The organism is Chitinophaga sp. 22620 (assembly GCF_052044405.1).
Lineage (GTDB): Bacteria > Bacteroidota > Bacteroidia > Chitinophagales > Chitinophagaceae > Chitinophaga.
The window spans coordinates 772,568-795,480 of the sequence record NZ_JBQEMV010000004.1 but is presented as its reverse complement, the minus strand read 5'-3'; the positions used below and the strand labels follow the sequence as shown (position 1 = coordinate 795,480).

Sequence of the window (22,913 nt, the reverse complement as noted above, 5' to 3'; positions counted from 1 at the left end):
CATCAACAACGAACATGAGCTTACCAATTATATTCCTGATAGACGACGACCAGCAGGTACTGCGGGCCATGAGCCGCGACCTCCGGTCCAAATACCGCGAAGATTACCGCATCCTTTCCACCTCTTCCGTACAGGAAGCGCTGGCAAGCCTGCCCGAACTGCAGAACAAAGGCGAAGAAGTGGCCCTCTTCCTCTCGGACCAGCGCATGCCTGAAATGGAAGGCGTGGACTTCCTGGAAAAGGCCATGCACATATTCCCGGACGCCAAACGCGTGCTGCTCACCGCCTATTCAGACACCGACGCGGCTATCAAAGCCATCAACGAAGTAAAACTGGACTATTACCTCATGAAACCATGGGACCCGCCGGAAGAAAAGCTTTACCCCGTGATCGATGAAATACTTGACGACTGGCAGGCCGGCTACCACCCGGATTTCAAAGGCATTAAAGTGCTGGGGTACCAGTTTTCGCCCAAGAGCCACGAGATCAAGGATTTCCTGGCGGGTAACCTGGTGCCTTACCTCTGGATGGATGTGGAAACACATGAGCAGGGCAAGCTGCTGGCCCATTCCAACAGCCTGAAGCCTACCGATCTGCCTGTCATCATTTTTGAGGACGGCACACTGGTGAAAACGCCTGTGCTCAAGGACATCGCTTCGCGCATCGGCCTGAACCCGACCGTAAAGCAGGCTGTGTACGACGTGGCCATTATAGGCGCGGGGCCCGCGGGGCTTGCAGCGTCCGTGTATGGCGCTTCCGAAGGGCTGAACACTTTGCTGATCGAAAGACGCGCACCGGGCGGGCAGGCGGGCACCAGCTCCAGGATCGAGAATTACCTGGGCTTCCCTACCGGCCTCAGCGGGGCGGACCTCACGCGCAGGGCCATCACACAGGCCACGCGTTTCGGGACCGAATTCCTTTCTCCGCTTTCCGTGAGCGAAATACGGCTGAAAGACAATTACAAGATGATACTGCTGGACGATGGCACGGAGATATTCACCAAATCCATCGTGATCACTACCGGCGTGGACTACCGCAAGCTGGAAACGCCCGGTATCGGCGAGTTTACAGGCGCGGGCGTGTATTACGGCGCGGCCAGCACCGAAGCGGCTTCCTGCCGCGATAAAGAGGTGTATGTGCTGGGCGGCGGCAACTCCGCAGGCCAGGCGGCGATGTACCTGTCCAAATTCGCCAAAAACGTGCACATCGTGGTGCGCAAGCCGAACCTCAGCTCTTCTATGAGCTCCTACCTGATAGACCAGCTGAGCCATACGCCGAACATCCACCTGGTGCCCTGCGCGGAGATCACCGCCGGCCTGGGCGACCAGCGGCTGGCCGGGCTGAAGATCATGGACCTGAACTCCAACACCGAAAACGAAGTGCCCGCGGACGCGCTGTACATCTTCATCGGCGCAAAACCCTATACAGACTGGGTAGGCCTGGAGATCATCAAAAACGATAAGGGGTTCATCGAAACCGGCCGCGATCTGAAAAATTATCCCGGCTTTAAAAAGATATGGAAACCTGAACGCGACCCGTACATCCTCGAAACCAGCTGTCCCGGCATATTTGCCGCGGGCGACGTGAGGGCCGGCGCCATGAACCGTGTAGCCGCCGCCGTTGGCGAAGGCTCCATGGCCATCAGTTTTGTTCACAAATACCTAAACGAGATCTGACATGGGAGATTCACCCTGCAAACACATTACAGCGCTCGAAACGCTGCTGCAGCCCAAAGCATACATATGCGAAGAATGCGTGAAACAAGGCACGGACTGGCTGCACCTGCGCACCTGCCAGACCTGCGGCGGCACCTACTGCTGCGACAATTCCCCCATGAAACACATGACCGCGCATTATCACGCCACCGGCCACCCCGTGATCATTTCAGCAGAACCGGGCGAACGCTGGCTGTGGTGCTACCCGGATGAAGATTTCGTGGAATATTGAGAAACAGGGGCTTGTAAAAAAAATTGGCGGAAGGCTTGCATATATGATCTTTAATCATTATGTTTATATGAAACTATATCCTATGAAAAACGATCTCAGCAGCCTTTTCGCTGTCATTCTCCTTTTCGCAACAGTAGGTATCAGCGTGATCACCGGCATTACCGTATACAACTGGATAGATCCCGATTCCCTGGGCGGCGGCCTGCTGTTCATGGGCGCGTGGGCGCTTTGCTCTTACGCGGGTTACCTGATCCTGTCCAGGCTGATCAGCCTGCTGCATAAGGAGAATTGAACGGGAGGACCTTTTGCAGGAACCGCGACGAATCAATCTCCCGGCCTGAATGAAGTATATTTTTACAGAAGTTCACCACGATAAGGCAGCTTTCTCCAATAACGTCTTCCATGTATTATGGACCGGACTTTGCGGTATTGTGCATAACCAAACCACAAGATCATGGACCAGCATATCATTACCGTGTATATAGATGATAAGGCTTACCGCTTCAGGGTGAATATTGATCACAAGCAGGAAAAGACCACCTATCTTGTTTCCGCGGAAGATGACGAGGAATTTATCCCGCAGGATTTCCGGATAGACGAGAACGGCCGTACCGATATAGAAGCCAGCCTGCGCACCGTAGAACAGGAGCAGATCGCGCGGCTGGTGTGGCAGGAAATCATCAACAAGCAGAAACCTTAGGACAGGCGTTTGGCTTTTTTTCGCGCGTGCAGGTATTTTATCAGGTCTTTAAGGTCGTTTTTACTGATCACATCCTTTTTGAATGCCGGCATGGCGCCAAGGCCGTGGCGTACCTGGAATTTTTCGACAAAGCCCGGCGTGGGTTTATTATTCAACGCGGGCCCCAGGCCTTCTTCTCCCATCGGGTGGCACTTCTGGCAATACTTCATGTACTGGTGACGGCCGTTTTCCATGGAAGCCGTTTCGCGCGCACCCTCCATATCCCCTTCCGGCATTCTCCTGGCGGAAGAGCAGGCGATACAAATTACCAGGCTGGTTAATATCATGATCCGTTTCATAATGCAGCTTTTTTGGTGATCTTCCAAAGCACCCCGCTATTTTGCACCGGCCGCGACTGACCGTCGTCCGTCATTTGCAGTATCCCGAAATCAACCACGTAAAGGCTTTGCCCGTTCGGATCAAACTGCACGGATACCGGGCGTTCCAACCCCCCGGTGCCGAGCCTGCTGGCGGGGCCGTTCTTTTTTCCGCGGTTCACCATAAAATCTTCCACACTGCCGCTGGCCACATTTACGCGCACCACGCGGAAACCTACAGGAGCGAGCACTTTTCCTACTCCCGGCGCCATATCCCCGAACTGCGCGATAAACGCTTCACCCTTCCAGCCGAAGGCTTCGTTCGTGGAAAAATCGATCCCGTTGGAAGAAGAATGAACGGCCAGGGAAGCCACTGGTTTCGGCACCTCGCCGGGTTGCTGTTGCAATACTTTACGGATGGGCTTGCCGCCGGGCCGTTTGAACAAGTGAATGGGCTTGCCTTCCGCGTAATCGGGCCAGCCATACCAGCTGCCTTCCGTTACTTCCCAGAGCACATCGCCGCAACCCCATATGGGGCGGCTTCCGCGCACATCTGCGCCGTTTTCGGTAACGTACAACTTACCCTCCGGTGATTCAGCAAGACCGTATGGGTTCCGGAGGCCCCAGGCCACCAGCTGCACTTCCTTCCCCTGCAACGGCACGCGTAATATGGCGCCCGTACATGGCAGCTTTCCTTTGATGACCATTCCTTCCGAAGAAGCCGAATCGAAAGGCAGGTAAGGACCAGTTACGGCCTTTGCGCCGTTATTTTTTTGAAGCGCATCTTCTGATTCATAATTCACGCCGCTGAGCGTAATATCCTGGCAGGGTATGTCGTGCAGCCCGGGGAAACGCTGCAGCCAGCCGAACGCTGCATTATCCGGCCCCACCACGCCGCTGTTGGTAACAGTGCCCGTTCCGAAATAAATATGATCATTCATGATCACCGGTCCGTTCACATGGTGATCGCCGTTGCCGGGCAGGCCTTCCAGCAGCACGGTCTGCTTGCCTTCCGGCGTTACCCTGAGTATCTTCCCTCCTTCTTTCTGCCCGCCTTCGGCGATATAAAAGTTGCCTTTATGATATGCAATTCCCGTCCATGGTCCGTTCTCTTTTCCTTTCATTACTTCCTGCGCCTTCCCGTTCACGATCTTCAGCAGCCGCGGCAATGTGAACACTTCGCCGTAACTGTAACCGGCTTCTATTACATAAGGAACGCCTTCTTCGTTGAAACACACAGCTGTGGGGAAGTTCAGACCGGAAGCCACTACTTCGGCGGTATATCCTTCCGGTAAAACAACGTCTGCGGGATTTGTTTCGCGGATGGCGGGAGCGCTGGTTTGTCCGCCGCCTTTGGACCGGCGGGTGGAGTAACAGCTGGCCATGAACACCGCCAGCAATAAGCAGCAGGTAATAGTTTTCATATGAACCTGTTTACGCAAACGGTTCAAATAACATACCCGTTTAACAACCGTTTGTTGCCTGCCAATGCTGTTAGCATAATCAATCAACAATACACTCCTGTTTACGGCTGCTTTGTAAGCTGCGCCAGCGACCGTTGGCTGGTATTGTTCTGCGGGTTCAGCTCAACCGCTCTTTTATAGGCTGCAATGGCTTCTTCACGTTTCCCTGCTTTCTGCAATGCATCGCCATAACTATCGAACGCATTATCGCTGCGCGGGAACAGCTCCACGTTGAAGCGGAACATGATCTCCGCAACAGCAGGATCATTATTCAGCGCATGGTAGCCCAGCTGGTTGAACTGGAATTGGCTGATATAATAACAGGCAGTATCTTCCTTCATGATGTGAAACTGCTTCATAGCCGCCAGCAGTCCATCGTTCCGGGCAATGCTGTCAAGCGTTTGCGCCAGCGACAATTTCGGCACGCGCCATTGGTAGCCGTGCCCGGAGCGGCGTATGTTGCGGATCTCCAGCCCGGTAACTTTCCCCTGTTTGTCCCGCGTGAATTTCCCGAGGTTGCTGGTATTCTCGAACTGCACGCTGTCCTTTCCAATGAGCGTCAGGGCGAAGCCGCCCGTCCATTCACGCTGGTACCATAATTTACCGTTATTGAAAAGCACGAACCTGCTTGCCTCGGAACTGTCTGTATACATGCCCAGGTAACCCTTCAACGTGGCGCTGTCCGGCTGCATTTTCGGGAAACGTAACGGTTTGCCGAGCGCGGCGGCGGCCAGGTCTGTAGCCACGATCTCGGGCAGCTTGCCGCGGAAGTTTTCGAATACCGCTACAAAGAGGTCTTCACCGGGAAAGTACATATCATGCACCATAAACCCGCCGGCGTTGCCGCCATGCTCCACCAGCCTGCTGCCCTGCAAAATGCCTGTGTTCCAGGCGTAACCGTAATCGGTAGGTTTGCCGTTGTTCAGCCGGTAAGGTGTCCATGCGCGTTCCAGGGTTTCCTTTTTCACCAGCTTGCCGGTCACCAGCGCACGGTTCCATTTCAGCAGGTCGCCCACCGTGGAATGGATAGCACCTGCGGATGCCGCGGAGCCGGCAGGCCCTTCAGGCCCGTTCTGCACTTTGCCCGCACGGTTGAACAGGTAGCTGCTGGCCCTGTGGCGCCAGATGTTCGTATTGTCTGAATAATAGGTCTGTTTCATTTCCAGCGGCCTGAAGAATTCATTTTCCAGGTAGGTTTTGTAAGGTATGCCGGTGACCTTTTCCAGGATAGCGCCGAGGATGATGTAGCCGTGATTGCTGTAGGCAAATGCCTTACCGGGCGTACCGGAAACGGGGACGTCTTTGAACGTGCTCACTACATCGGCGGGACTGTAAGCCCCCGGCTGCGGCGGCAGTTCCTTCGTGCGGTTTTCAGGAATGGCGGCGGTATGCGTGAGCAGGTGTTCGATCGTGATGCGTCGGCCATTCACCGCGTAATCCGGGATGTATTTCGTCAACTCGTCTTCCAGCGAAAGTTTGCCCTGCTCTGCCAGCCGCAGGATGGCGATGGCGGTGAATTGTTTGGTGATGGAGCCGATGCAGAACACCATGTCTGTTTGCATAGGCACTTCCAACTCCAGGTTGGCGAGGCCCCAGGCCTTTTCGTACACGATCTTGCCGTTACGGGCAATGAGCGCAACGCCGCCGGGCATGCCGGGTCTGGTTTCAGCGGCAATGATGCTGTCGTAGAGGGAGGTTTGGCCAAAGGCCGTGTTGGCAATGAAAAATAAGAGAAGGACGAAATATTTCATGACGGAGAATTTACCACGAATCTAAGGTAAATTATCATTCGTACGAAATATTTCCTACCTTTGTTATACCAGCCTGGGGATTAATTCCGCTGGGCCTGCTGCATTTTTTCAGTGGCTATCACGATGCGCATCATCCTGTATTCAGGCACTTCCAGCATTTCCGCCAGCTGTTTTACTTCCTGGAGGGTGATGTTGCTGATGTTGTGCAACCATTCCCTCATCTGGGAAGGTTCTATGGCGGCGTCTCTACAAAGCTGGTCCAGTGGGATCCTGAGGATTATTTCCGGAAAGGTGGTGATGCTGTTGTTCCAGATGAGTGTCTTGATGGCGGTATACGGCTGGTGTATCATACTGTCATTTTGGGTTCGGCTAATAATAACAAATTTGAGGCCTTAAATGTCTGTCGGGTTGTTAGTAACTGAAAATCAAAGGTTAACGGCCGGATTGTTCGTATTGTTCCCTGTTTCCCGTTGTGGGATAAATTCTACATTCCGGCAGGACTAAAATAGAATTTATTTTTAATTGCGGAAGTTAATTTTTCCGCACATAAAAAACGCCCGCCGGATATATGCCGGGCGGGCGTTTTTATTGTTGGACATGTGAACTACGGTTCCATCCAAACGATCTGTACGCCTTTGCTACGCCCTTCCATGTTCAGCTTTATCGTTGCGTAGAGGTTCTTCTCACGGTCGTAATCACTCACGGCAAATAGCGCCATGTTATGATCTTTTTTCCGGTCTGGCTCACCATATACGAAATCCCGTTTCGGAAGCACGTTCTCTCCTTCCAAAGGATAATAAAACGCGTCGCACTCACCCACGCCCTTAATGGTGGTGATCCTTCCTTTCAGCACTTTTCCAGTATTCTCTTCCACATCATTAAACAAAACATAACTTTTATCTTTCCCGTTAATGTAGGCAAACGACTTGAACTGGTCTCCAGCCCGCAGCAAGGCAGCCCGGCCCTGCCGCTCAGCATGATAAAATGAACGCGGGTGGCCGCCCCAGAGGTACTGCCTTTTAGGGATGAAATAACTTTGCATGATCTTCCCCTTTGGGTCGTATAAAGACACTGCTATATCTTTCAGCTCGGTATGTGGCCCGCTGCTGGCTATTGTGCTGCCTGCGCCGCCTACAATGCTGGAATGTCCGCCCGTAAGGCCCAGGTCTTCGTACACTACGGCAAAGCTTCCGTCGTCGTTCACAAAAAAGTTCACCGGGCAGCCTTCGTAATTTGCCCTGCGGCCAAACAGCTCCTTGCTTTTAATATCAGCATCTTCAGGGAAAATATCATCTACGCTTTCCACCACTTTTTTTACAGGATCTATGTACGCCAGCCGGGTATTACCTTTTGCACCTACTGCTTTGGACTTGGTGATGAACACCAGCAGCATCATTTTGCGGGTAGCAGGGTTATATTTCAGAACGCCCTTATCAATTTCAAGGTCGTGCGCAAAGTCCAGCTCCTTCACCTCCACGGAGGCGCCGCCTTTTTCCAGTGTCCCAAGCACCATTACATTCTCCTTTCCGCCGCTGGTACGGGTGTTGAAGGCATAACCCAGCACATGTACAGTCTCCCCTATTATCGCCATGTCGATATATTCAACATATTTATACTTTTCTTCGGGCGAAGTGTAGAAGGCCCGGCTTATTTCCTTGTGGGCACCGTTGTACAGCGTAACTTCGATCCTTTTATTGCGGTCGGACTCGAAGCTATTGAACCCTGTAACGGCGTACATATCGCTGTGAGGGTCCTTGTGTACATAATAACCGGGCGCAGGTATCTTTCCAAAGGCCATCGCATATACTTTTCCCATGCCTACAGCGGGCAGCTGGGCAATCATCTCCTGGGATTTAAGTGTGCCTTTCACTCCATCAATAATAAGCCGGTGCAGGATGGGCTGCCTTCCTTCTATTTCACTGATGAGCAGCACCGCATCGCCGCCGGATTCAAAAATAGCCTCGATCGCCGGGGATTTCAGCTTTCCGTACTTCGGGCTCAGGTGCTTCGCTACCCGTTGCTTATGCTTACCATCAAATAATTTAAGGTCGATCCCTTTGTTAAAGGAAAACAGCAGGAACATCGTATTGCCATTTTTCATCTGGAGAATACGGGCGAAGCCTTCCTCCGGTTCCGGAAATGCGGGGCTCACAGCAATAGTCTTAAATTGAGCATAGCCCATCGTTTGCAGCACGGCAAACAGGCACAGGGATAAAATTCGTTTCATATCATTGAAAATGAGGGGCAAAGATAACCTCCCCCAGCAGTTATTCTCCTCCCTTTTCGTGTTATAGACCCGAACACTTTACGGCCGCCTTCAGGCAGCGTTATCATTGCCCTCCCACGGCCTACAGAACCTCCCGGCAAAAGAGCAGGATTCTTTAAGTGCTTCCCCCGGCGTAATTTCTGACCGTTTTTGCAACCGGGAGAACGCTCTCCCGGTTTTTTTCAACTTTATTTCGTGACTACACGCCCGGCCGCAACGGCCCGTCGTGGTTCCAAGGGCCTGAACGATGTTATATTACTGGTTCTCAGTCATTAACAATAGTGGCATTTGATTCGTTATCTAATGGCATACATTTTCAATCTAAAAAAATTGTTCTGCCATGAGTAAAAATCACACCCCGGTGGATTACGCATCCGATCCACATCTTACACCCCAGGTCAAAGCTTTTCTGGACGTGCTGAACGCGTCTGACACGCCGGTGGAAAGCCTCTCCACCGAAGATGCGCGCAATGTGCTGGTAAACGCACAAAAATCGGTGAAGGTGGACGTTTCCGGCGTTACCGTCACGGAAAAGACCATCACCGCGGACGGTTACACCATCAAACTGCACATCATGAAGCCGGAAGGCGCTACGGGCACCCTGCCTGTGTTCATGTTCATCCACGGCGGCGGCTGGATACTGGGCGATTTCCCCACGCACCAGCGGCTGATGCGCGACCTGGTGGTACTGTCAGGCTTTGCGTCGGTGTTCGTAAACTACACCCGCACGCCCGACGCGGCTTACCCGCAGGCCATCCATGAAATTTATGCGGCTACCAAATGGGTGGCTGAAAATGGCCATGAGATCGGCGTGGACGGGAAGAACCTGGCGATAGCGGGCAATAGCGTGGGCGGCAACATGTCCGCCGTTACCACTATTCTCGCCAAAGAGCGCGGCGGCCCTGAGATCAAATTCCAATTACTTATGTGGCCCATCGTGGATGCGGATTTCGATACCAAAAGCTACCGGAAGTTCGGCACGCAGCGTTTCCTCACCAAATCGCTCATGAGCTGGATGTATGACATGTATATCCCTGAACCGGAAAAAAGAAAAGACATTCATGCCTCTCCCCTCCAGGCCACGGTAGAGCAGCTGAAAGGCTTACCCCCGGCGCTGATCCAGGTGGCGGAAAATGACGTCCTCCGCGACGAAGGGGAAGCATATGGCCGCAAGCTGGCGGAAGCCGGAGTGCCCGTAACCACCATCCGTTATATCGGCGTTATCCACGACTGGGGTATGCTGAACGGACTTGCCCACATTCCTGAAACGCGTTCGCTGGTAGAGCACGGGGCTGCGGAATTGAAGAAATATCTCGGGTAATCCTGAACTATAAAGGATAAAAAGGGGCTGACCGCAACAATGGCCAGCCCCTTTAAAACACCAGCGGCATTCGCTTATAAAGAAAGGATATACTGGGTGATCTTTTTCGCGTCCGGCCTGGATATTTTGCTGTGCGGCAGCATCTGCACCGGCCCCCATACCCCGCCGCCGCCTTTGATGATCTTTTCCGCGAGGCGGTTCACGTTTGCTTCGGTGGGCGCATACCTGGCGGATATCTCGGCATAGGACGGGCCTACCAGCTTAGTATCTGCCCGGTGGCAGGCCGCGCAATCAGACGCGGCAACGAGCCTTTTGCCTGCTGCAATATCCGCGGCGGCAAACACGGCGGGTTTTACCACCGGCGCTGTGAGCAGTTTGTTGAGCGTGTAACAAATGAGCCTGTTCGCCAGTGGCAGCCCCTTGCGGGATGTAATGCTGTCCAGCTTTATTTCGTACACGAAGCCCGGCGCAAGGCCATCCAGCGCAAGGGAAATACGTTTGCCATCTGGCGCGGCTTTGATGGACTTAATATTGATGGCTTGCACATCCAGCTGCGGTGAGCCGTATTTTTTATGGTAAGCATAGCGGTAGCGGCGGATGTGGTAATTGGCCGGCTTCAGCGCCGCGGCGGTTACGGGCTGGGTGAACACCAGGTCGAAACCCTTTGCCGTTAAGCTCATCCGGAGAATGTCCAGCTGCGGGGAACCCGTGAAAACGATGCGCTGAATACCATCGTCGCCCAGCCAGCCATGCGAACTTTGACCCGTATACAAACTGCCATCCGGCCCGAAAGCCAGGCGGTTATTGCCTTTTCGCAGGCCCTGCTTGTCCAGGAACGGGATGCAGGCGCCCTGCCACTCGCCTCCTACTTTTTCCAGCATCACCCTTACGATCCTTTCCTGGTTCATTTCACCGATCAGCAACTGCCCGGCGAACGGCCCGAATTTTCCTTTCGTATTGTCTGCCACCGGCTCCGTGGGCGAGTTGGCCATGATGCCGTGCGGGAACAATACCGCGGGTTTGGTGCGCATGCTGTCCAGCTCGCTGACCGGCAGTGCGAACGGCGGGCCTTTCTTCCATCCTTTGGTCCATACAAGGCTGGCGGGATGGCCGTAGAAGCGGCCCTTCTGCACGTGGTACAAAGGGCTGGTGCCCACCCAGTCTCCCTGGTTATCCGTTGCAAAAAGATTCCCCATCAGATCGAAGCCGATGCCGTTGGGCGAGCGGAAGCCTGAAGCCCAGGGCAACAGCTGCCCCTGCGGTGTGAGCTGCATGATCCATCCGCGGTAAGGCACGGCGGAAAACATTTGCCTGCGGCCGTCTGCGCTGTCGCGCCCGTCAGGATTCACCGTGCCGCGCACTTCGGGGCGCATGCGGCCGTTGGGCGAAGAAGCATTGAGCGCGATGTAGAGGTTGCCGTTCTTATCTTTAACAGGGCCGTAGTTGAATTCGTGGTAATTGCCCGTCAGCCCGAAGGCGTCGGTTACGTTTTCGTAAAGGTCCGCGCTGCCGTCGCCGTCCGTGTCTTTAATGCACGTCAGTTCCGGGCGCTGCATCACCAGTATTTCCGAATTGCTGACCACGAGTATGCCCAGCGGGTCGTGCAGCCCTTCCGCGAAAAGCTTCCACTGTCGCGTACGCGGCTGCCAGGTCATTACTTCACCACGGGTGAATGCGGCTACCAGCCTGCCGTCCGGGAAAAAGGCCAGGGCGCCGTTCTCCGCTTTCAGGCCGGGAGGCATGGGGATAGTTTCCACTTGGTAGGATTGCGCGCGCAGGCATGTGGCGGAGAAAAGAAAAATGATGGGAAGGAAATATTTCATGCTAGTGCGCTTTAATGGTCATAATGATGCTGAAAGCCTTCGCCTGCAAGGCGCTGAGCTGAAGACTGCTTCCCGCCCATGTTCCCGCGGAGCTTTCCAGCTGCACTTGTCCGCTATCCCCTCCGTGAAAGACCAGCGGCTTCGTGTTGCCCGGTATCCTGAATGAACGGACAATGCCGCTGCCGTCTTCCTTCGGCCTGATCATTTCATACACATGCAGGCCGTTCACCGTATAATGGAATTCAGGGAAACGGTTCACGAGGCGGTAACCTTTGTAACGCACCTTCGCGCCCGGCCCGCCCAGCGGGTAGCCGGTGGAGTCCTGGAAGAATTTCATGCCCACGACCTTCGCCAATGCATCGCCTTTGCCTTTCCAGAGATCGGAATTGTCCAGGAAGCCGCCATGCCAGGCAAAACGCAGCTTACAGGCCGAAGCGTCCCAGCAATAGGCCAGCTGCATAGGCAAGCATACCGCAATAGCGGCAGGGCTGGCGCCTTCAATGAATACGCGGTACAGGTAAGGCGCTTTCGTTTCATAAGGATGCAGCGTGCCCATATCGTGCCCGTGATGCCCGCTGTGATCCACCTCTTTTTCTTCGAGGGAGATATCATCCTGCCGGCGCTGCGGGGGAATGTTCATGTCCGTTGCGAGGTCGGGAAGCGCGGTATCTGCGGTCACGTACATTGCGCCATACATCACGGTTCCGTGGCCCGGGTACGTACACACAAATGGATAAATATTTGGCGTTTGAGGCGCGGTGAATTCCAATGTTTTTACCTGCTCCGGCGCTACCACGGGCAATGCCCACAACACGTTGGAAGATGCGGGGATGTAATCCGCCTCCGGGCCTTTTTCGCCCAGCTGCAAGGCCTCGTTCACCACCTGTTCCCGCATGCCCGGTTTCACGATCAGCAGGTTGTGGTTCATATCATCGGTATTGGTAAACACGATCTTTACATGCGCGCCGGGCGGCACGCGGAATCGCACAACGTCGAATTGCAGGCCGGTCATCACGCCCATGGGTATGGTCACATCCTGCGCCAGCAGCGGTTGCAGCGGCAGCAGGGCCGCCAGGAGCAGGAGCCCTTTCAGGTATTGCATGAATACTGTTTATGATTGTTTAAAAAGTGCTTCGTAATGTGGCAACGGCGATAAAATACCGCCGCTCTGCGCGTAAAAATCAGGCCCCAGGTGAAACACGCCCTGCTCCGCATCTGTCCAGCTGCTGCCGGCGGCGGGATGTTGCTGTTTCATGGCGGCCCAGCGCGTGTAGTTCATATCCCCGTTGGTTTCCATCATGCCCATGCCAATGCCCGGGAAAGGACTGAGACGCGCTGCAAGGTTCTTGTGCCAGTCTACCAGCACAGGATTCACGGTAAGGTCGGAGCACATGCAGGGCACGCCTCTTTCTGCCGCCAGCTTTGCAATGCGCATGGACAGGCTCAGCGTTTTGGCGATGCCTTTCAGTACCAGTGCTGTGTAACCCTGGTCCAGCCGCTGCAAAGCGTCGGCTTCCGAATGCACGCTTTCATCCACCGCCAGCCGCAAACCGATATCGTGCACGGGTTCGGTGAATTCTTCGCGGAACGGTTCTTCATACAGCAATATCCTGTCGAACGCGCCGATGGCCTGCGCATGGTCCAGGTAGCGGAGCAGCGTGTCTTTCGCCTCATAACGCCCGTTGGCGTCCATGGTGTAGCGCACGGGGCCGTGCGGCGTATGCAGGTCTTTCACCGCTTCGTGTATCTCTGTAAGCCTTGCACTGTCGAAGGCCAGCATTTCTTCCTGCGTGCCCGGGTATCCTGTTTTGATCTTGATCACGAAATAACCCGCTTTCACCGCGTTCACCACATCTTCCACAGGCATGTTGTAAGATACCTGGAGCATCACGGCAATGCGGTCGTTGCGGTGCCGTAGCGCTTCGCGGTAAGATGAGGGTATCATCTCATCAAAGCTTTGCAGGCCGTTTTCCCGCGCGTAGAGCAGCCACGCGGCATTGTCCACGCTTACGAGCGAATTCAGGATGAAATTGATGTGAATACCCGGCTTACCCGTAATACGCCCGGCGGCAGCTGTTACCCGTGGCAGCAGCTCTTCCAGCAACCCGATGGGCGTGTTGAAAGGGATCTGTCTCATCAGCGACAGCGCTTCTTTCGTGAGCGCGAACATCTTTTCATTCCCTGTCTGTTCGGGATGCGCTGCAAAGAAGTCCGCATCGCCGTACAGCACGCTTTGCGTGGCCAGGCCAATAGCGGAATGGCCGTTGGAAGAAGTGATGCGGCTTACGGCCTGCCACAGTTCCGTGAGGTAATTGCCTTTGAAGCCAAAGGGGCGGATGAGCGGTTCCCGTTCCGCAACCGCGGTTGTATGTTGAACTTGTATACCGGAGAGCATGGAATCTTTTAATTTTCCCGGAAGCCGGGAGGCATGGGCAAACAATATACGGAACAGGAGGGCAATAATACAAGCGAAGCGAAAAAAATTCTGCCTGTTCGCCGCCTTGCATCAACGCTCATGGCCTGTTCCCCTCCTTACATTGACGTTTCTGCCCCTCTTCCGCATTGCGCTATGGTATTAGCTTTGCAATACATCAGGTTCATTTACAGCCTGCGCTGGCGCAAGTCTGAAGCGTGGGGTGAGTGCGCGGGGTGACTTGTGCCGATGCGAGCTTCTGTCAATGTTATATTCATACGCTGGCGTGAGCCTGAAGCGCATCAACACTAAAATGTATTCATCATGGGAAAGTTATCAGTATTCAATTTCCTGACACTGAACGGCTATTACGAAGGCAAAGAAAAAGGCGACATCAGCTGGCACACGCACCAGCCTGGCGGCGAAGAGGGCGAATATGCCGCGGAAGGCGCAAGCTCGGCCAGTACACTGGTATTCGGAAGAGTGACCTATGAAATGATGGCCGGCTGGTGGCCTACGCCCTCAGCCATCGAAACCATGCCGGATATCGCAAAGGGCATGAATGCATCGGAGAAGATCGTTTTTTCCCGCACGCTCACGAAAGCGGACTGGCAGAACACGCGGATCGTGAAAGACAACATCGGCGAAGAGATCAAAAAGCTGAAGAAAGACAAAGACCTCACCATCCTCGGCAGCGGCAGCATTGTAACGCAGCTGGCGGAATTGGGGCTGATAGATGTATACCAGTTTATGATAGATCCCGTGGCCCTCGGCGCCGGCAACACTGTTTTTAGCGGCATGAAAAAGAAGCTGGACCTGAAGCTGACTGATTCCCGGATCTTTAAAAGCGGTGTGGTGCTGCTAACTTACGTACCAGCTTAACCATCCCCGGTACTTTTTTCACAAAATGACGTATTTCCGGTTTGGTATCTTTAATTTCCGGGTACAAATTCCCCGTATGAAACTATCACCGGTATTGGCTTTCATTACCATGGCCTGCTGTGCTGCGCCCGCCATGGCGCAAACCTATCAGCTGGAAAGCAATTCTCCTCATATTGCCCGTATCACCAAAGATTCCGTGATCGTGATCACCGGCGTTACCCAGCGCTTCACCGTCGATTCCCCGGAAGACCAGGGCCCTGTATCCACCAATATAGGCGTGGCTTTATTGCCACTGCAGTTTAAGGTGAGGCTCTTCAGTGAAAGACCCGCTCTCCCATTGTTCCAGGTAATTAAGGACAGGCTGTTAAAAACCGAAGGTGCACTCGAAAGCGGGGACACACTGATTGTTTCGGGACACTACGGGCAAGGCAGCCGCATCTACCACATCGGCCTCCAGGAAATGGCCCTGAACGGGAACCTGGAAATATTACAGCCCGGGTTCACCGCAGGCGCACACCCCCGCCGGCTGGAAATGAAGTTCAGCGCGGGGCAACGCAGTCCTGATGCGACAGTGCACATACAACTACCCGCAGCCATCCACGCTTCCATGCAAAATATTTTGGTGAATGTGATCGGCCGCGGCTTTGTGCGGCTGGATAGCCTTCACCTGCAATCCATTGGCCGTACCGGCACCGCTTATTCCTATTCAAAAGTAGGCGAAGCCGCTATCACCAAAACAGCGGACGGCTCATCCATTCTCACCCTCCGCCACCTGGACCTCCGGCCCGATAACGGTACCGATGTAGCGCTCGTTTTTAATGAAGTAAGTTTCCCGCAGGCCGGGCAATTCAAGGTGAAAGCGGAATACACCACTTCGCGGCCCTCTGTGTTAACCAGCGCGCCGGCCGTTGCTGTTATCAGCGTATCACGCAGCATCAGCGATTTCGTACGGGAGCCGTTAAAAACAAAGACCTATGCCGAAACGCCGGAATTGTACACCAGCGCCACTTTCCGCTGGACCTCCACGGGCGGCAAAGAAGATACGCGGCTGATGCAGTCCGTGGATAACGGCAGGAAATGGTCTGCCGCCAAAGCCGTCATCAACGACGGCAGCGCCACCGTGTCCGGCCTCAAACCCGGCCTGCTGTATACTTTCCGGCTGGACGTAAAAGGCCGCGGCCCTTCCAACACCGCAAGATTTTTCAGCGGGAAAATGGACATCAGCCGCTTTGATCCATCCGGCGCCGACCATACCAATATCATCAACGAAGCGATCGATTCCCTTCACAGGATCGGCGGCGGCACGCTGCTGTTCAGCAAAGGAGAATATTTTGTGCGCACCGTACATCTTAAATCCAACGTCTACCTCTATGTAGGCAAAGACGCCGTGATCAAAGGCCTCAAAGGCGGCGACGCACCCGAGCCCACCTGGTTCAGCGATAAAAAATACCGCTCAGGTACCTCTCCCACCGATCCCGGCCCATACGCCGATCCCGAAAACTGGCTGACCAAGCAGGACGTGGGGCATCATTATTTCAACAACGCCATGTTCACCGGCCGGCGCCTGGACAATATCAAGATCATCGGCAACGGCCTGATCACCGGCAACGGCAACTTAGTGAACAGCGACAAAGTGATGAACAATGCGCCGGACAACCGCTGCGATAAGATATTTTCCCTGAAGCTCTGCACCAACCTGGAGATCGGCGGCATAACACGCAAAGAAGACCTCTGGTACGACGCGGAAAAAGATGAGCCGTATTACGTAACGCCCGGCGGGAAGGATTTTAATACGGACAACATGCTGAAGATCGAGCGGGGCGGGCACTTCGTGCTGCTGGCAACGGGTACTGACAACATTCATGTACACGATACGTACTTCGGGAAATACAGTACCGGCAACGCCCGCGATATTTACGACTTCATGGCCTGCAATAATGTGGAGGCCGTTAATATCTATTCAAAAGTAAGCTCAGACGATATTATAAAGCCCGGCTCCGACTGTTCCCTTGGTTTCACGCGGCCTGCCACGCACTACCGCGTGCGCAATATTATCGGCGACACCAACTGCAACCTTTTCCAGATCGGCTCCGAAACGGCCGACGACATTACCGATCTTTGTGTGGACAACATTTACGTGCTGGGCGCCAACAAAGCAGGGTTTTCGATTTCCACGAACGACGGCGGGCACATCAAAGACGTTCACCTCAACTGCGGCCACACCGGCCCGCTGCACGCCCGCTCCAGAATGCTGCGCACTACCGCGCCTTTCTTCATTTCCATTTCCAACCGTGGCCGCGTGATCGGTTCGGTTGCCGGCAAATATTCCTTCACCGAAAGCGGCAAAACCCGCAACGAGCTGCTCGTTAAAAATGTGAACATCGGGCGGGTGGAAAACATCATCATCAACGGTATCGACATTTCGGAAGTATACAGCGGCAGCTCCTACAGCGGCAAACGCTGGAAGCCATACGACGGCACACAACGCCGCTCCACCTCCATCATCGCAGGTTACAGCCTGCCGGAACCTTCTGCTGTGGAAGGCGGCCTCGATTTCCGCCTGCCTGACGGGCGGCATACCGGCTATATTCAAAACGTGCAATTCACCGACGTGCATATCACTGACATGGGCGGCAACCCCGCGGAAGACGCCAAAGCCGCGCCACCGGAACTGGGTGTTGGCCAGTATAATGTTGGCAATCTCAAAACACAGCCTTCCTATGGGCTCTGGGCGCGGCATGTGGACGGGCTCACGGTGAAGGCTTCTACTTTCAATTATCAACAGCGGGACGGGCGCTACGCCATTTTCCTGGACGACGTAAAAAAAGCGCGGCTGTCCGGCCTTAAAATGGTGAAGTCTAAAGACGTGCAGCACGTGATCGGCCTGAAAGAGTCCCCGGATGCGGATCTCAGCAACATCATCTATTTCAGCGATACCTGGAATAATGCGCCCCAACAGCTTCAACCCGCAGGGCTGGTAAAAATGCCATAATCCCGGTGGAAGGGCGGCTTCGCGACAGCGCCTCCCTTCCCTCAAAAATTATATTAATTTTGACGGGTAAACCAAAAAAGGCAAACCCGTGCGGAAATGGCTCACCACGCATAGATCCACTATTTTATATACCGTTCTGCTGGCCATACTGCTGTTCCTCATCCGCTGGCTGGAACTGCGGTTCATCGTGATCAGCTACGCCCTTGAATTCTACATCGGGGGTATTGCCATTTTGTTCACAGCGCTAGGCATCTGGCTGGCGCTGAAGCTGTCGCGCCCGAAAATAAATACCGTGGTGGTCGAAAAAGAGATCTATCTCCCCCGCCCTCCCTCATTCACCATCAACGAAAAAGAACTGGAAAAGACCGGGCTCAGCAGCCGGGAGCTGGAGGTATTGCAGCTGATGGCCGAAGGATTGAGCAACCAGGAGATCGCTGCAAAGTTGTATGTGTCGCTGAGCACCATTAAGACCCATTCCTCCAAAGTGCTCGAAAAAATGGACGTGCGCCGGCGCACCCAAGCTATCGATAAAGCTAAGAAGCTGAATATCATACCTTAACGTTTTCATACTTTCGCCTGATTTCCTCAAAATCAGTCTTTAGTATGAGGAAAAAGTCCTTCCATTCCATCATTTTTGCAGCATAAAACCTACAACCAATGAAAAAAATCGTATTCATTTTCGGACTGATCGCAGGGTTGATCGTCACTACCATGATGCTGGGCACCACCATTGCTTGTTACCGCAACGAGGATTTCCAGGGCAATATGGTAGTTGGGTTCATTCTCATGGCCATTGCATTTTCGATGGTATTTGTGGGGATCAAAAACTACCGGGACAAATACCTTGGCGGCGACATCAGTTTCCTGAAAGCCCTGAAGGTGGGATTGCTGATCACGCTGGTGGCATCCACCATGTACGTGCTGGTCTGGGTGGTGGAGTATTATGTTTTTATCCCCGACTTCCTGGATAAGTACGAGATCTCCAGGTACAAAATGGCCGGCCCGGAGGGCAGGGCGAAAGTTGAATCGGAAATGGCCATGTACAGGGCCTGGTACAAAACGCCTTTCGGGCTGGTGCTGATGACCTACGTGGAAATTTTACCGATGGGAATTTTAATCACATTGATCAGCGCATTGATCTTAAAACGCAGAAAAAATGAAAATAGTAGTTACCAGCGTGCTAGTGCCTGACCAGGAAAAAGCATTACAATTTTACACCAACGTACTTGGGTTCATTAAAAAAAACGATGTTCCCGCCGGCGGCGCCCGCTGGCTCACCGTGGTAAGCCCTGAAGCGCCTGACGGCGTGGAGCTGCTGCTGGAGCCGCTTGGGTTCGACTTTGCCGTTACCTGGCAGAAAGAATTGTACAGCCGCGGCATTCCCCTCACCTCTTTCGGGGTAGATGATGTGGACGCGGAATACAAACGCCTGAAAGACCTGGGCGTGGAGTTCCGTGGCGAGCCGAAGCAGTACGACAATTTCCGGTATGCCGTATTTGACGATACCTGCGGCAATTTGATCCAGTTCGGTAAGACAGTGTAACAGTAACCAGTCAAAAGCCTGCATTGGTGCGCCGCCAGTGCAGGCTTTACCGTTACCGGGGAATGGCGGGCCGCGTGGCGGATATTGCCTACTTTTGCAGTATAAACCTCCCCCATGAAAGATAACTTTTCCGTCCACGCCGGGAAGTACGCAAAATTCCGCCCTCAATACCCGGACGCGTTATTTGATTATCTCCTTGCTCTCGTGCCCGCGCGGAATGCAGCCTGGGACTGCGGTACAGGGAACGGGCAGGTGGCTTCCAGGCTTGCGCAGCACTTCGATAAAGTGTTCGCTACAGACATCAGCCGCCAGCAAATAGAGCAGGCCAAACCCCACCCGAAGATCGAATACACCGTTCAGCCTGCGGAAGAAACCAGTTTCCCCGATCATTCCTTCGACCTGGTGACCGTTGCACAGGCCATTCACTGGTTCGATTTCGACGCATTTTACCGGGAAGTGGACCGCACGCTGAAAAAAGGCGGCATCCTCGCCGTGACCGGTTATGGGCTGCTGCACGTTACGCCCGCGGTAGACACGGTGATAAGAAGGCTTTACGTGCAGATCGTAGGCCAGTACTGGGACCGTGAAAGAAAATACGTGGACGAGAATTACATGACCATCCCTTTCCCCTATACCTGCCTCCCCGCCCCTTATTTTGAGCATACCGAAGAATGGTCGCTGGAGCACCTGAAAGGATATCTCTCCACCTGGAGCGCGGTGGACCACTACATCCAGGACCGCCGAACGGACCCCGTGGAGCTTATTTCGGACGACCTGAAAGCCGCATGGGGAAAGGAATCGCTGCATACAGTCAGGTTTCCGATACTATTGCGGACAGCGAGGGTATAAAATAATTGAAGCCCCTGCGGTACTTTACCACAGGGGCTTTAAAATGTTTTAAGACACAATGAATTCAGGCGTAACGCTCACTATGCTCCACCAGCTGTTCACTATTCCATGGATCACCGCATCCACAATATAATCGCCGTCCGGCCCGGGAATAGATACGTGAAAGCCGTCCACGTTCGGTATTGGGCCGGAGGCTGGTGAATGCGACACATTGGTCATCGGAAACGAGCCGAGGCCTGCGATGGTCACGACCGGCGTGGTATAAATGCCGCCGGAGGAAAAATAAGAGATCGTTACGTCCGCGCTGCGTCCGTTAATGGTGAAATAATACGTGTCCGTCAGGTTAACTGACTGCACGGTGTTGGCCGCCGGGGTAACGGCGGGGCTCATGAAGCTGCTTGCGAAAAACAAAGCGCCGGCCAACAGGCCGCAGCACAGGATGTTCTTTCTTGCCATTGGATTTGGGTTTTTATTGAAGAAATCGGGTAAATGCGAACAATAAAGAGTACTGCACAATAAAGAGTACTTCAATATGCGCATTTATTCCCGTATTCCATAATCCCGTCGCAAGATTTTATTTCGAAGCAGGCCATTCAGCCAATGCCTTCACCGCGGCCGGCTGTATCTCCTTCCGGGGCAGCAGGAACACGTTGATGGCGCCTTTGAAGCCCGCGGGCACTTTCATTTCGAAGCCGGTGAGAATGGTGCCTTTGTTCGGCGCGTCGTAGTCTTTGTCCGACTGCGTGCTCCAGGTTTTCATCTGCACGGGCAAAGGCGCGTCCACCTTCAGCGTGAGGGACTTGCCATTCTTCGTAAGCTCTGCCGTATTGTTGCCGGTGATCTTTACTTCTGCCGGCGTCAGCAGGGTCCAGCGGATGAGGGTCTCTTTATCCGGTGCTGCCACTTCATCGCGCACCAGCACATATTGTTTGTTCACGATGGCAATGCCGCGGATGGCTTTTTCAAGATCGCCTTTATACAACGAAGTGATGTCTGTGGTGGCCTGCATAAAATCTTCCCCGCGGTTGAACGCCGTGATGGGCGCATTGCCTGTTACAGTCTGCAGATGCCCGTTGACGGTGAGCGTATTATGCGCGAAGTTGTTGTAGCGGAATACTTCCCAGCGCTGTGAATTCTGCGCGCTGCCCCAGATCTTCACTCCTTTCGATTCCAGGGAGTTGTAATCCTGCATGCCGAAGTCCATCGCCCAGCGCACGCCATCGCTTTCCATCACGAAAGAGCCCACGTCCATATGCGCGTGGTTCACGGAAGGCGAGCCGCCTTTCATGCCCACAAAAATGGCGTTTTTGTCTGTCCAGGAGGTACGCATCATCGCCACCGGGGTTTTCCCAGCGCCGGTCCACATCAGCGCGGAAGGCGGCTGAACCGAGGAAAGGCGGGTATTGTTATTCCAGAGCATAATGGTGGGCAGCAGGCGGTCGCGGGTATGGGTTTTCCCGCTTTCCATCCAGCTTTTCTCCACCCAGAGCAGCGAAGGGTCTTTTTGTTTGCCGGCAAACCAGAACATGGCGGTGTTCAGCCCGCCGCCATTACCCGCGTCGGAGTAGTTGAAAGGCAAGCCAGTAGGGCCTGTCATGTTCTCCAGGTAAGCGGCGGTTTGCAGGAAGCCCGGCTTCGCGGAAAGCCCGAAGTCTTTCCCGAAAAGCTCTTCCAGCGCGCTGATGAATAATACGTTGAAGCTGGTGCCGTAGCCCCAGTAGCCGTACCCTTCAGGATAAGCCCCGTCCGGCATGTAATCCTTCATTGGCAGCTGGATGGTGGTGATGCCGCGGTTGATGATCTGCAGGGCCAGTTCGGGCTGCTGCTCGTAAATGGCCAGCGCGCCGTACATCATGCCGGTATTGCACACCTGGTTCCAGTTGTGCGATGACCGCAGCCAGCCATTATTTTTCGGGTCAAGCGAGGTTCTCACGCCTTTTTCGAGAATAGCTTCAGCGATCGTTTTGCGGGATGCGGCTGAGAGTTTGCCGTAGAGCCAGTCATAGCCGATGGCCATGCCCAGCGTCATTTCCGCTACATCCAGGAAATGCGAGGGGTTCCAGTCTGTAAAAGCGGCTACGCCCAGCATTTCGGATTCGGCGCGGTCAAAATATTTCTGTTGGCCCGTAGTGCGCCAGGCGTAGGAAAGGTAAAAAACGCGGCGGATGCATTCCCGGGAAACGCCCAGCAGGCGGCGGCCTTCCACTTTCCGTTCCAGGTTGGGGAGCTTAATGATGGCGTCGCTTTCGGCGATAATGGCGTTATGCATCTTTTGCCAGGCGGGGTCGGCAGCGGCGGCCTGCCGGATCTGCGCTTCCTCTCCTTTCAATAATAAAATACGCGGGTGTTCAGGTACAGTGGTGCCTGCGGGCAAGGTGTCCGTTTGGGCAAACACCGGCATGCTCCATGCAAGCAGTAGCGTGGTAAGTTTCATAACTGGAATTTTATTTTAATGCGTATCAAAATACAAATATTTCGATATTTCCCTATCTCTTCATCCCCATTTTGCCGTGGGAATTCCACAAACGGTAGCCACAGCCGTTGCCGGATGCGGGATTCACAGGGTTCGCGGGATTCTGGCACAAAATTGTGGATATAAAGCAGGTA

21 protein-coding genes are annotated in these 22,913 nt (G+C 54.0%); 11 read left to right on the top strand and 10 right to left on the bottom strand.

Annotation, left to right across the window (positions count from 1 at the left end):
* The first annotated feature begins 14 nt into the window (after window positions 1-14).
* The 4 genes from ACTJIK_RS22560 (at window position 15) to ACTJIK_RS22545 (ending at window position 2,647) form a co-directional block, all read left to right on the top strand.
* Window positions 15-1,676 carry an FAD-dependent oxidoreductase gene (locus ACTJIK_RS22560; RefSeq protein ID WP_440649804.1) on the top strand — a complete coding sequence of 554 codons (1,662 nt, stop codon included), beginning with the start codon at window positions 15-17 and terminating at the stop codon, window positions 1,674-1,676.
* 1 nt (window position 1,677) lies between these two features.
* A complete protein-coding gene (locus ACTJIK_RS22555) occupies window positions 1,678-1,947 on the top strand; it encodes a UBP-type zinc finger domain-containing protein (protein WP_440649803.1) in 270 nt (89 codons plus the stop codon).
* Window positions 1,948-2,029: 82 nt separating this feature from the next.
* The gene (locus tag ACTJIK_RS22550; RefSeq protein ID WP_440649802.1) at window positions 2,030-2,239 is read left to right on the top strand and encodes a hypothetical protein; all 210 of its coding nucleotides are present in this window, start codon (window positions 2,030-2,032) and stop codon (window positions 2,237-2,239) included.
* A 162-nt stretch (window positions 2,240-2,401) separates the two neighbouring features.
* Window positions 2,402-2,647, top strand: coding sequence for a hypothetical protein (locus ACTJIK_RS22545; RefSeq protein WP_440649801.1), 246 nt, complete (start codon window positions 2,402-2,404; stop codon window positions 2,645-2,647).
* Here ACTJIK_RS22545 and ACTJIK_RS22540 read toward each other — a convergent pair.
* The 5 genes from ACTJIK_RS22540 to ACTJIK_RS22520 form a co-directional block, all read right to left on the bottom strand.
* Entirely contained in the window at window positions 2,644-2,985 is a 342-nt protein-coding gene (locus tag ACTJIK_RS22540) for a c-type cytochrome (protein ID WP_440649800.1), read from the bottom strand. The genes ACTJIK_RS22545 and ACTJIK_RS22540 overlap by 4 nt on opposite strands.
* A complete protein-coding gene (locus tag ACTJIK_RS22535; protein WP_440649799.1) occupies window positions 2,982-4,427 on the bottom strand; it encodes a PQQ-dependent sugar dehydrogenase in 1,446 nt (481 codons plus the stop codon). Before ACTJIK_RS22535 ends, ACTJIK_RS22540 begins: the two co-directional genes overlap by 4 nt.
* Before the next feature lie 101 nt (window positions 4,428-4,528).
* On the bottom strand, window positions 4,529-6,217 hold the full coding sequence (locus ACTJIK_RS22530; protein WP_440649798.1) for a serine hydrolase: 1,689 nt from the start codon (window positions 6,215-6,217) through the stop codon (window positions 4,529-4,531).
* An 80-nt stretch (window positions 6,218-6,297) separates the two neighbouring features.
* Window positions 6,298-6,567: a hypothetical protein gene (locus ACTJIK_RS22525; protein ID WP_440649797.1), complete on the bottom strand. Its 270-nt coding sequence runs from the start codon at window positions 6,565-6,567 to the stop codon at window positions 6,298-6,300.
* Window positions 6,568-6,821: 254 nt separating this feature from the next.
* The gene (locus ACTJIK_RS22520) at window positions 6,822-8,444 is read right to left on the bottom strand and encodes a hypothetical protein (RefSeq protein WP_440649796.1); all 1,623 of its coding nucleotides are present in this window, start codon (window positions 8,442-8,444) and stop codon (window positions 6,822-6,824) included.
* A 379-nt stretch (window positions 8,445-8,823) separates the two neighbouring features.
* Here ACTJIK_RS22520 and ACTJIK_RS22515 point away from each other — a divergent pair, with 379 nt between their 5' ends.
* Complete coding sequence (locus ACTJIK_RS22515; RefSeq protein ID WP_440649795.1) at window positions 8,824-9,804, top strand: alpha/beta hydrolase; 981 nt, start codon at window positions 8,824-8,826, stop codon at window positions 9,802-9,804.
* 74 nt (window positions 9,805-9,878) lie between these two features.
* On the opposite strand, the gene ACTJIK_RS22510 is transcribed toward ACTJIK_RS22515, so the two are convergent.
* The 3 genes from ACTJIK_RS22510 to ACTJIK_RS22500 are packed head-to-tail and all read right to left on the bottom strand — an operon-like array spanning window position 9,879 to window position 14,022.
* The gene (locus ACTJIK_RS22510; protein WP_440649794.1) at window positions 9,879-11,627 is read right to left on the bottom strand and encodes a c-type cytochrome; all 1,749 of its coding nucleotides are present in this window, start codon (window positions 11,625-11,627) and stop codon (window positions 9,879-9,881) included.
* 1 nt (window position 11,628) lies between these two features.
* On the bottom strand, window positions 11,629-12,729 hold the full coding sequence (locus tag ACTJIK_RS22505; RefSeq protein WP_440649793.1) for a plastocyanin/azurin family copper-binding protein: 1,101 nt from the start codon (window positions 12,727-12,729) through the stop codon (window positions 11,629-11,631).
* Window positions 12,730-12,738: 9 nt separating this feature from the next.
* Window positions 12,739-14,022, bottom strand: a complete 1,284-nt coding sequence (locus tag ACTJIK_RS22500) for an enolase C-terminal domain-like protein (protein ID WP_440649792.1) — start codon at window positions 14,020-14,022, stop codon at window positions 12,739-12,741.
* 342 nt (window positions 14,023-14,364) lie between these two features.
* On the opposite strand from ACTJIK_RS22500, the gene ACTJIK_RS22495 reads away from it, so the two are divergent.
* The 6 genes from ACTJIK_RS22495 (at window position 14,365) to ACTJIK_RS22470 (ending at window position 20,306) form a co-directional block, all read left to right on the top strand.
* Window positions 14,365-14,922, top strand: coding sequence for a dihydrofolate reductase family protein (locus tag ACTJIK_RS22495; protein WP_440649791.1), 558 nt, complete (start codon window positions 14,365-14,367; stop codon window positions 14,920-14,922).
* Between the two features lie 76 nt (window positions 14,923-14,998).
* The gene (locus tag ACTJIK_RS22490) at window positions 14,999-17,914 is read left to right on the top strand and encodes an endopygalactorunase (RefSeq protein WP_440649790.1); all 2,916 of its coding nucleotides are present in this window, start codon (window positions 14,999-15,001) and stop codon (window positions 17,912-17,914) included.
* Window positions 17,915-18,002: 88 nt separating this feature from the next.
* The gene (locus ACTJIK_RS22485; protein WP_440649789.1) at window positions 18,003-18,473 is read left to right on the top strand and encodes a response regulator transcription factor; all 471 of its coding nucleotides are present in this window, start codon (window positions 18,003-18,005) and stop codon (window positions 18,471-18,473) included.
* Between the two features lie 98 nt (window positions 18,474-18,571).
* On the top strand, window positions 18,572-19,105 hold the full coding sequence (locus ACTJIK_RS22480) for a DUF4199 domain-containing protein (RefSeq protein WP_440649788.1): 534 nt from the start codon (window positions 18,572-18,574) through the stop codon (window positions 19,103-19,105).
* Complete coding sequence (locus tag ACTJIK_RS22475; RefSeq protein ID WP_440649787.1) at window positions 19,071-19,457, top strand: VOC family protein; 387 nt, start codon at window positions 19,071-19,073, stop codon at window positions 19,455-19,457. Before ACTJIK_RS22480 ends, ACTJIK_RS22475 begins: the two co-directional genes overlap by 35 nt.
* A gap of 114 nt (window positions 19,458-19,571) precedes the next feature.
* Entirely contained in the window at window positions 19,572-20,306 is a 735-nt protein-coding gene (locus tag ACTJIK_RS22470) for a class I SAM-dependent methyltransferase (RefSeq protein ID WP_440649786.1), read from the top strand.
* Between the two features lie 48 nt (window positions 20,307-20,354).
* On the opposite strand, the gene ACTJIK_RS22465 is transcribed toward ACTJIK_RS22470, so the two are convergent.
* Entirely contained in the window at window positions 20,355-20,762 is a 408-nt protein-coding gene (locus tag ACTJIK_RS22465; RefSeq protein WP_440649785.1) for a hypothetical protein, read from the bottom strand.
* 118 nt (window positions 20,763-20,880) lie between these two features.
* Window positions 20,881-22,740: a heparinase II/III domain-containing protein gene (locus ACTJIK_RS22460; protein ID WP_440649784.1), complete on the bottom strand. Its 1,860-nt coding sequence runs from the start codon at window positions 22,738-22,740 to the stop codon at window positions 20,881-20,883.
* Window positions 22,741-22,913 lie beyond the last annotated feature (173 nt).

What these genes read in the sequence shown, in the direction of transcription:
- ACTJIK_RS22505 (WP_440649793.1), bottom strand. Translation starts at nt 12,729, where the DNA reads ATGCAATACCTGAAAGGGCTCCTGCTCCTGGCGGCCCTGCTGCCGCTG.
- ACTJIK_RS22515 (WP_440649795.1), top strand. Translation starts at nt 8,824, where the DNA reads ATGAGTAAAAATCACACCCCGGTGGATTACGCATCCGATCCACATCTT.
- ACTJIK_RS22490 (WP_440649790.1), top strand. Translation starts at nt 14,999, where the DNA reads ATGAAACTATCACCGGTATTGGCTTTCATTACCATGGCCTGCTGTGCT.
- ACTJIK_RS22500 (WP_440649792.1), bottom strand. Translation starts at nt 14,022, where the DNA reads ATGCTCTCCGGTATACAAGTTCAACATACAACCGCGGTTGCGGAACGG.
- ACTJIK_RS22525 (WP_440649797.1), bottom strand. Translation starts at nt 6,567, where the DNA reads ATGATACACCAGCCGTATACCGCCATCAAGACACTCATCTGGAACAAC.
- ACTJIK_RS22475 (WP_440649787.1), top strand. Translation starts at nt 19,071, where the DNA reads ATGAAAATAGTAGTTACCAGCGTGCTAGTGCCTGACCAGGAAAAAGCA.
- ACTJIK_RS22545 (WP_440649801.1), top strand. Translation starts at nt 2,402, where the DNA reads ATGGACCAGCATATCATTACCGTGTATATAGATGATAAGGCTTACCGC.
- ACTJIK_RS22520 (WP_440649796.1), bottom strand. Translation starts at nt 8,444, where the DNA reads ATGAAACGAATTTTATCCCTGTGCCTGTTTGCCGTGCTGCAAACGATG.
- ACTJIK_RS22535 (WP_440649799.1), bottom strand. Translation starts at nt 4,427, where the DNA reads ATGAAAACTATTACCTGCTGCTTATTGCTGGCGGTGTTCATGGCCAGC.
- ACTJIK_RS22550 (WP_440649802.1), top strand. Translation starts at nt 2,030, where the DNA reads ATGAAAAACGATCTCAGCAGCCTTTTCGCTGTCATTCTCCTTTTCGCA.
- ACTJIK_RS22465 (WP_440649785.1), bottom strand. Translation starts at nt 20,762, where the DNA reads ATGGCAAGAAAGAACATCCTGTGCTGCGGCCTGTTGGCCGGCGCTTTG.
- ACTJIK_RS22510 (WP_440649794.1), bottom strand. Translation starts at nt 11,627, where the DNA reads ATGAAATATTTCCTTCCCATCATTTTTCTTTTCTCCGCCACATGCCTG.
- ACTJIK_RS22530 (WP_440649798.1), bottom strand. Translation starts at nt 6,217, where the DNA reads ATGAAATATTTCGTCCTTCTCTTATTTTTCATTGCCAACACGGCCTTT.
- ACTJIK_RS22555 (WP_440649803.1), top strand. Translation starts at nt 1,678, where the DNA reads ATGGGAGATTCACCCTGCAAACACATTACAGCGCTCGAAACGCTGCTG.
- ACTJIK_RS22460 (WP_440649784.1), bottom strand. Translation starts at nt 22,740, where the DNA reads ATGAAACTTACCACGCTACTGCTTGCATGGAGCATGCCGGTGTTTGCC.
- ACTJIK_RS22480 (WP_440649788.1), top strand. Translation starts at nt 18,572, where the DNA reads ATGAAAAAAATCGTATTCATTTTCGGACTGATCGCAGGGTTGATCGTC.
- ACTJIK_RS22470 (WP_440649786.1), top strand. Translation starts at nt 19,572, where the DNA reads ATGAAAGATAACTTTTCCGTCCACGCCGGGAAGTACGCAAAATTCCGC.
- ACTJIK_RS22540 (WP_440649800.1), bottom strand. Translation starts at nt 2,985, where the DNA reads ATGAAACGGATCATGATATTAACCAGCCTGGTAATTTGTATCGCCTGC.
- ACTJIK_RS22495 (WP_440649791.1), top strand. Translation starts at nt 14,365, where the DNA reads ATGGGAAAGTTATCAGTATTCAATTTCCTGACACTGAACGGCTATTAC.
- ACTJIK_RS22560 (WP_440649804.1), top strand. Translation starts at nt 15, where the DNA reads ATGAGCTTACCAATTATATTCCTGATAGACGACGACCAGCAGGTACTG.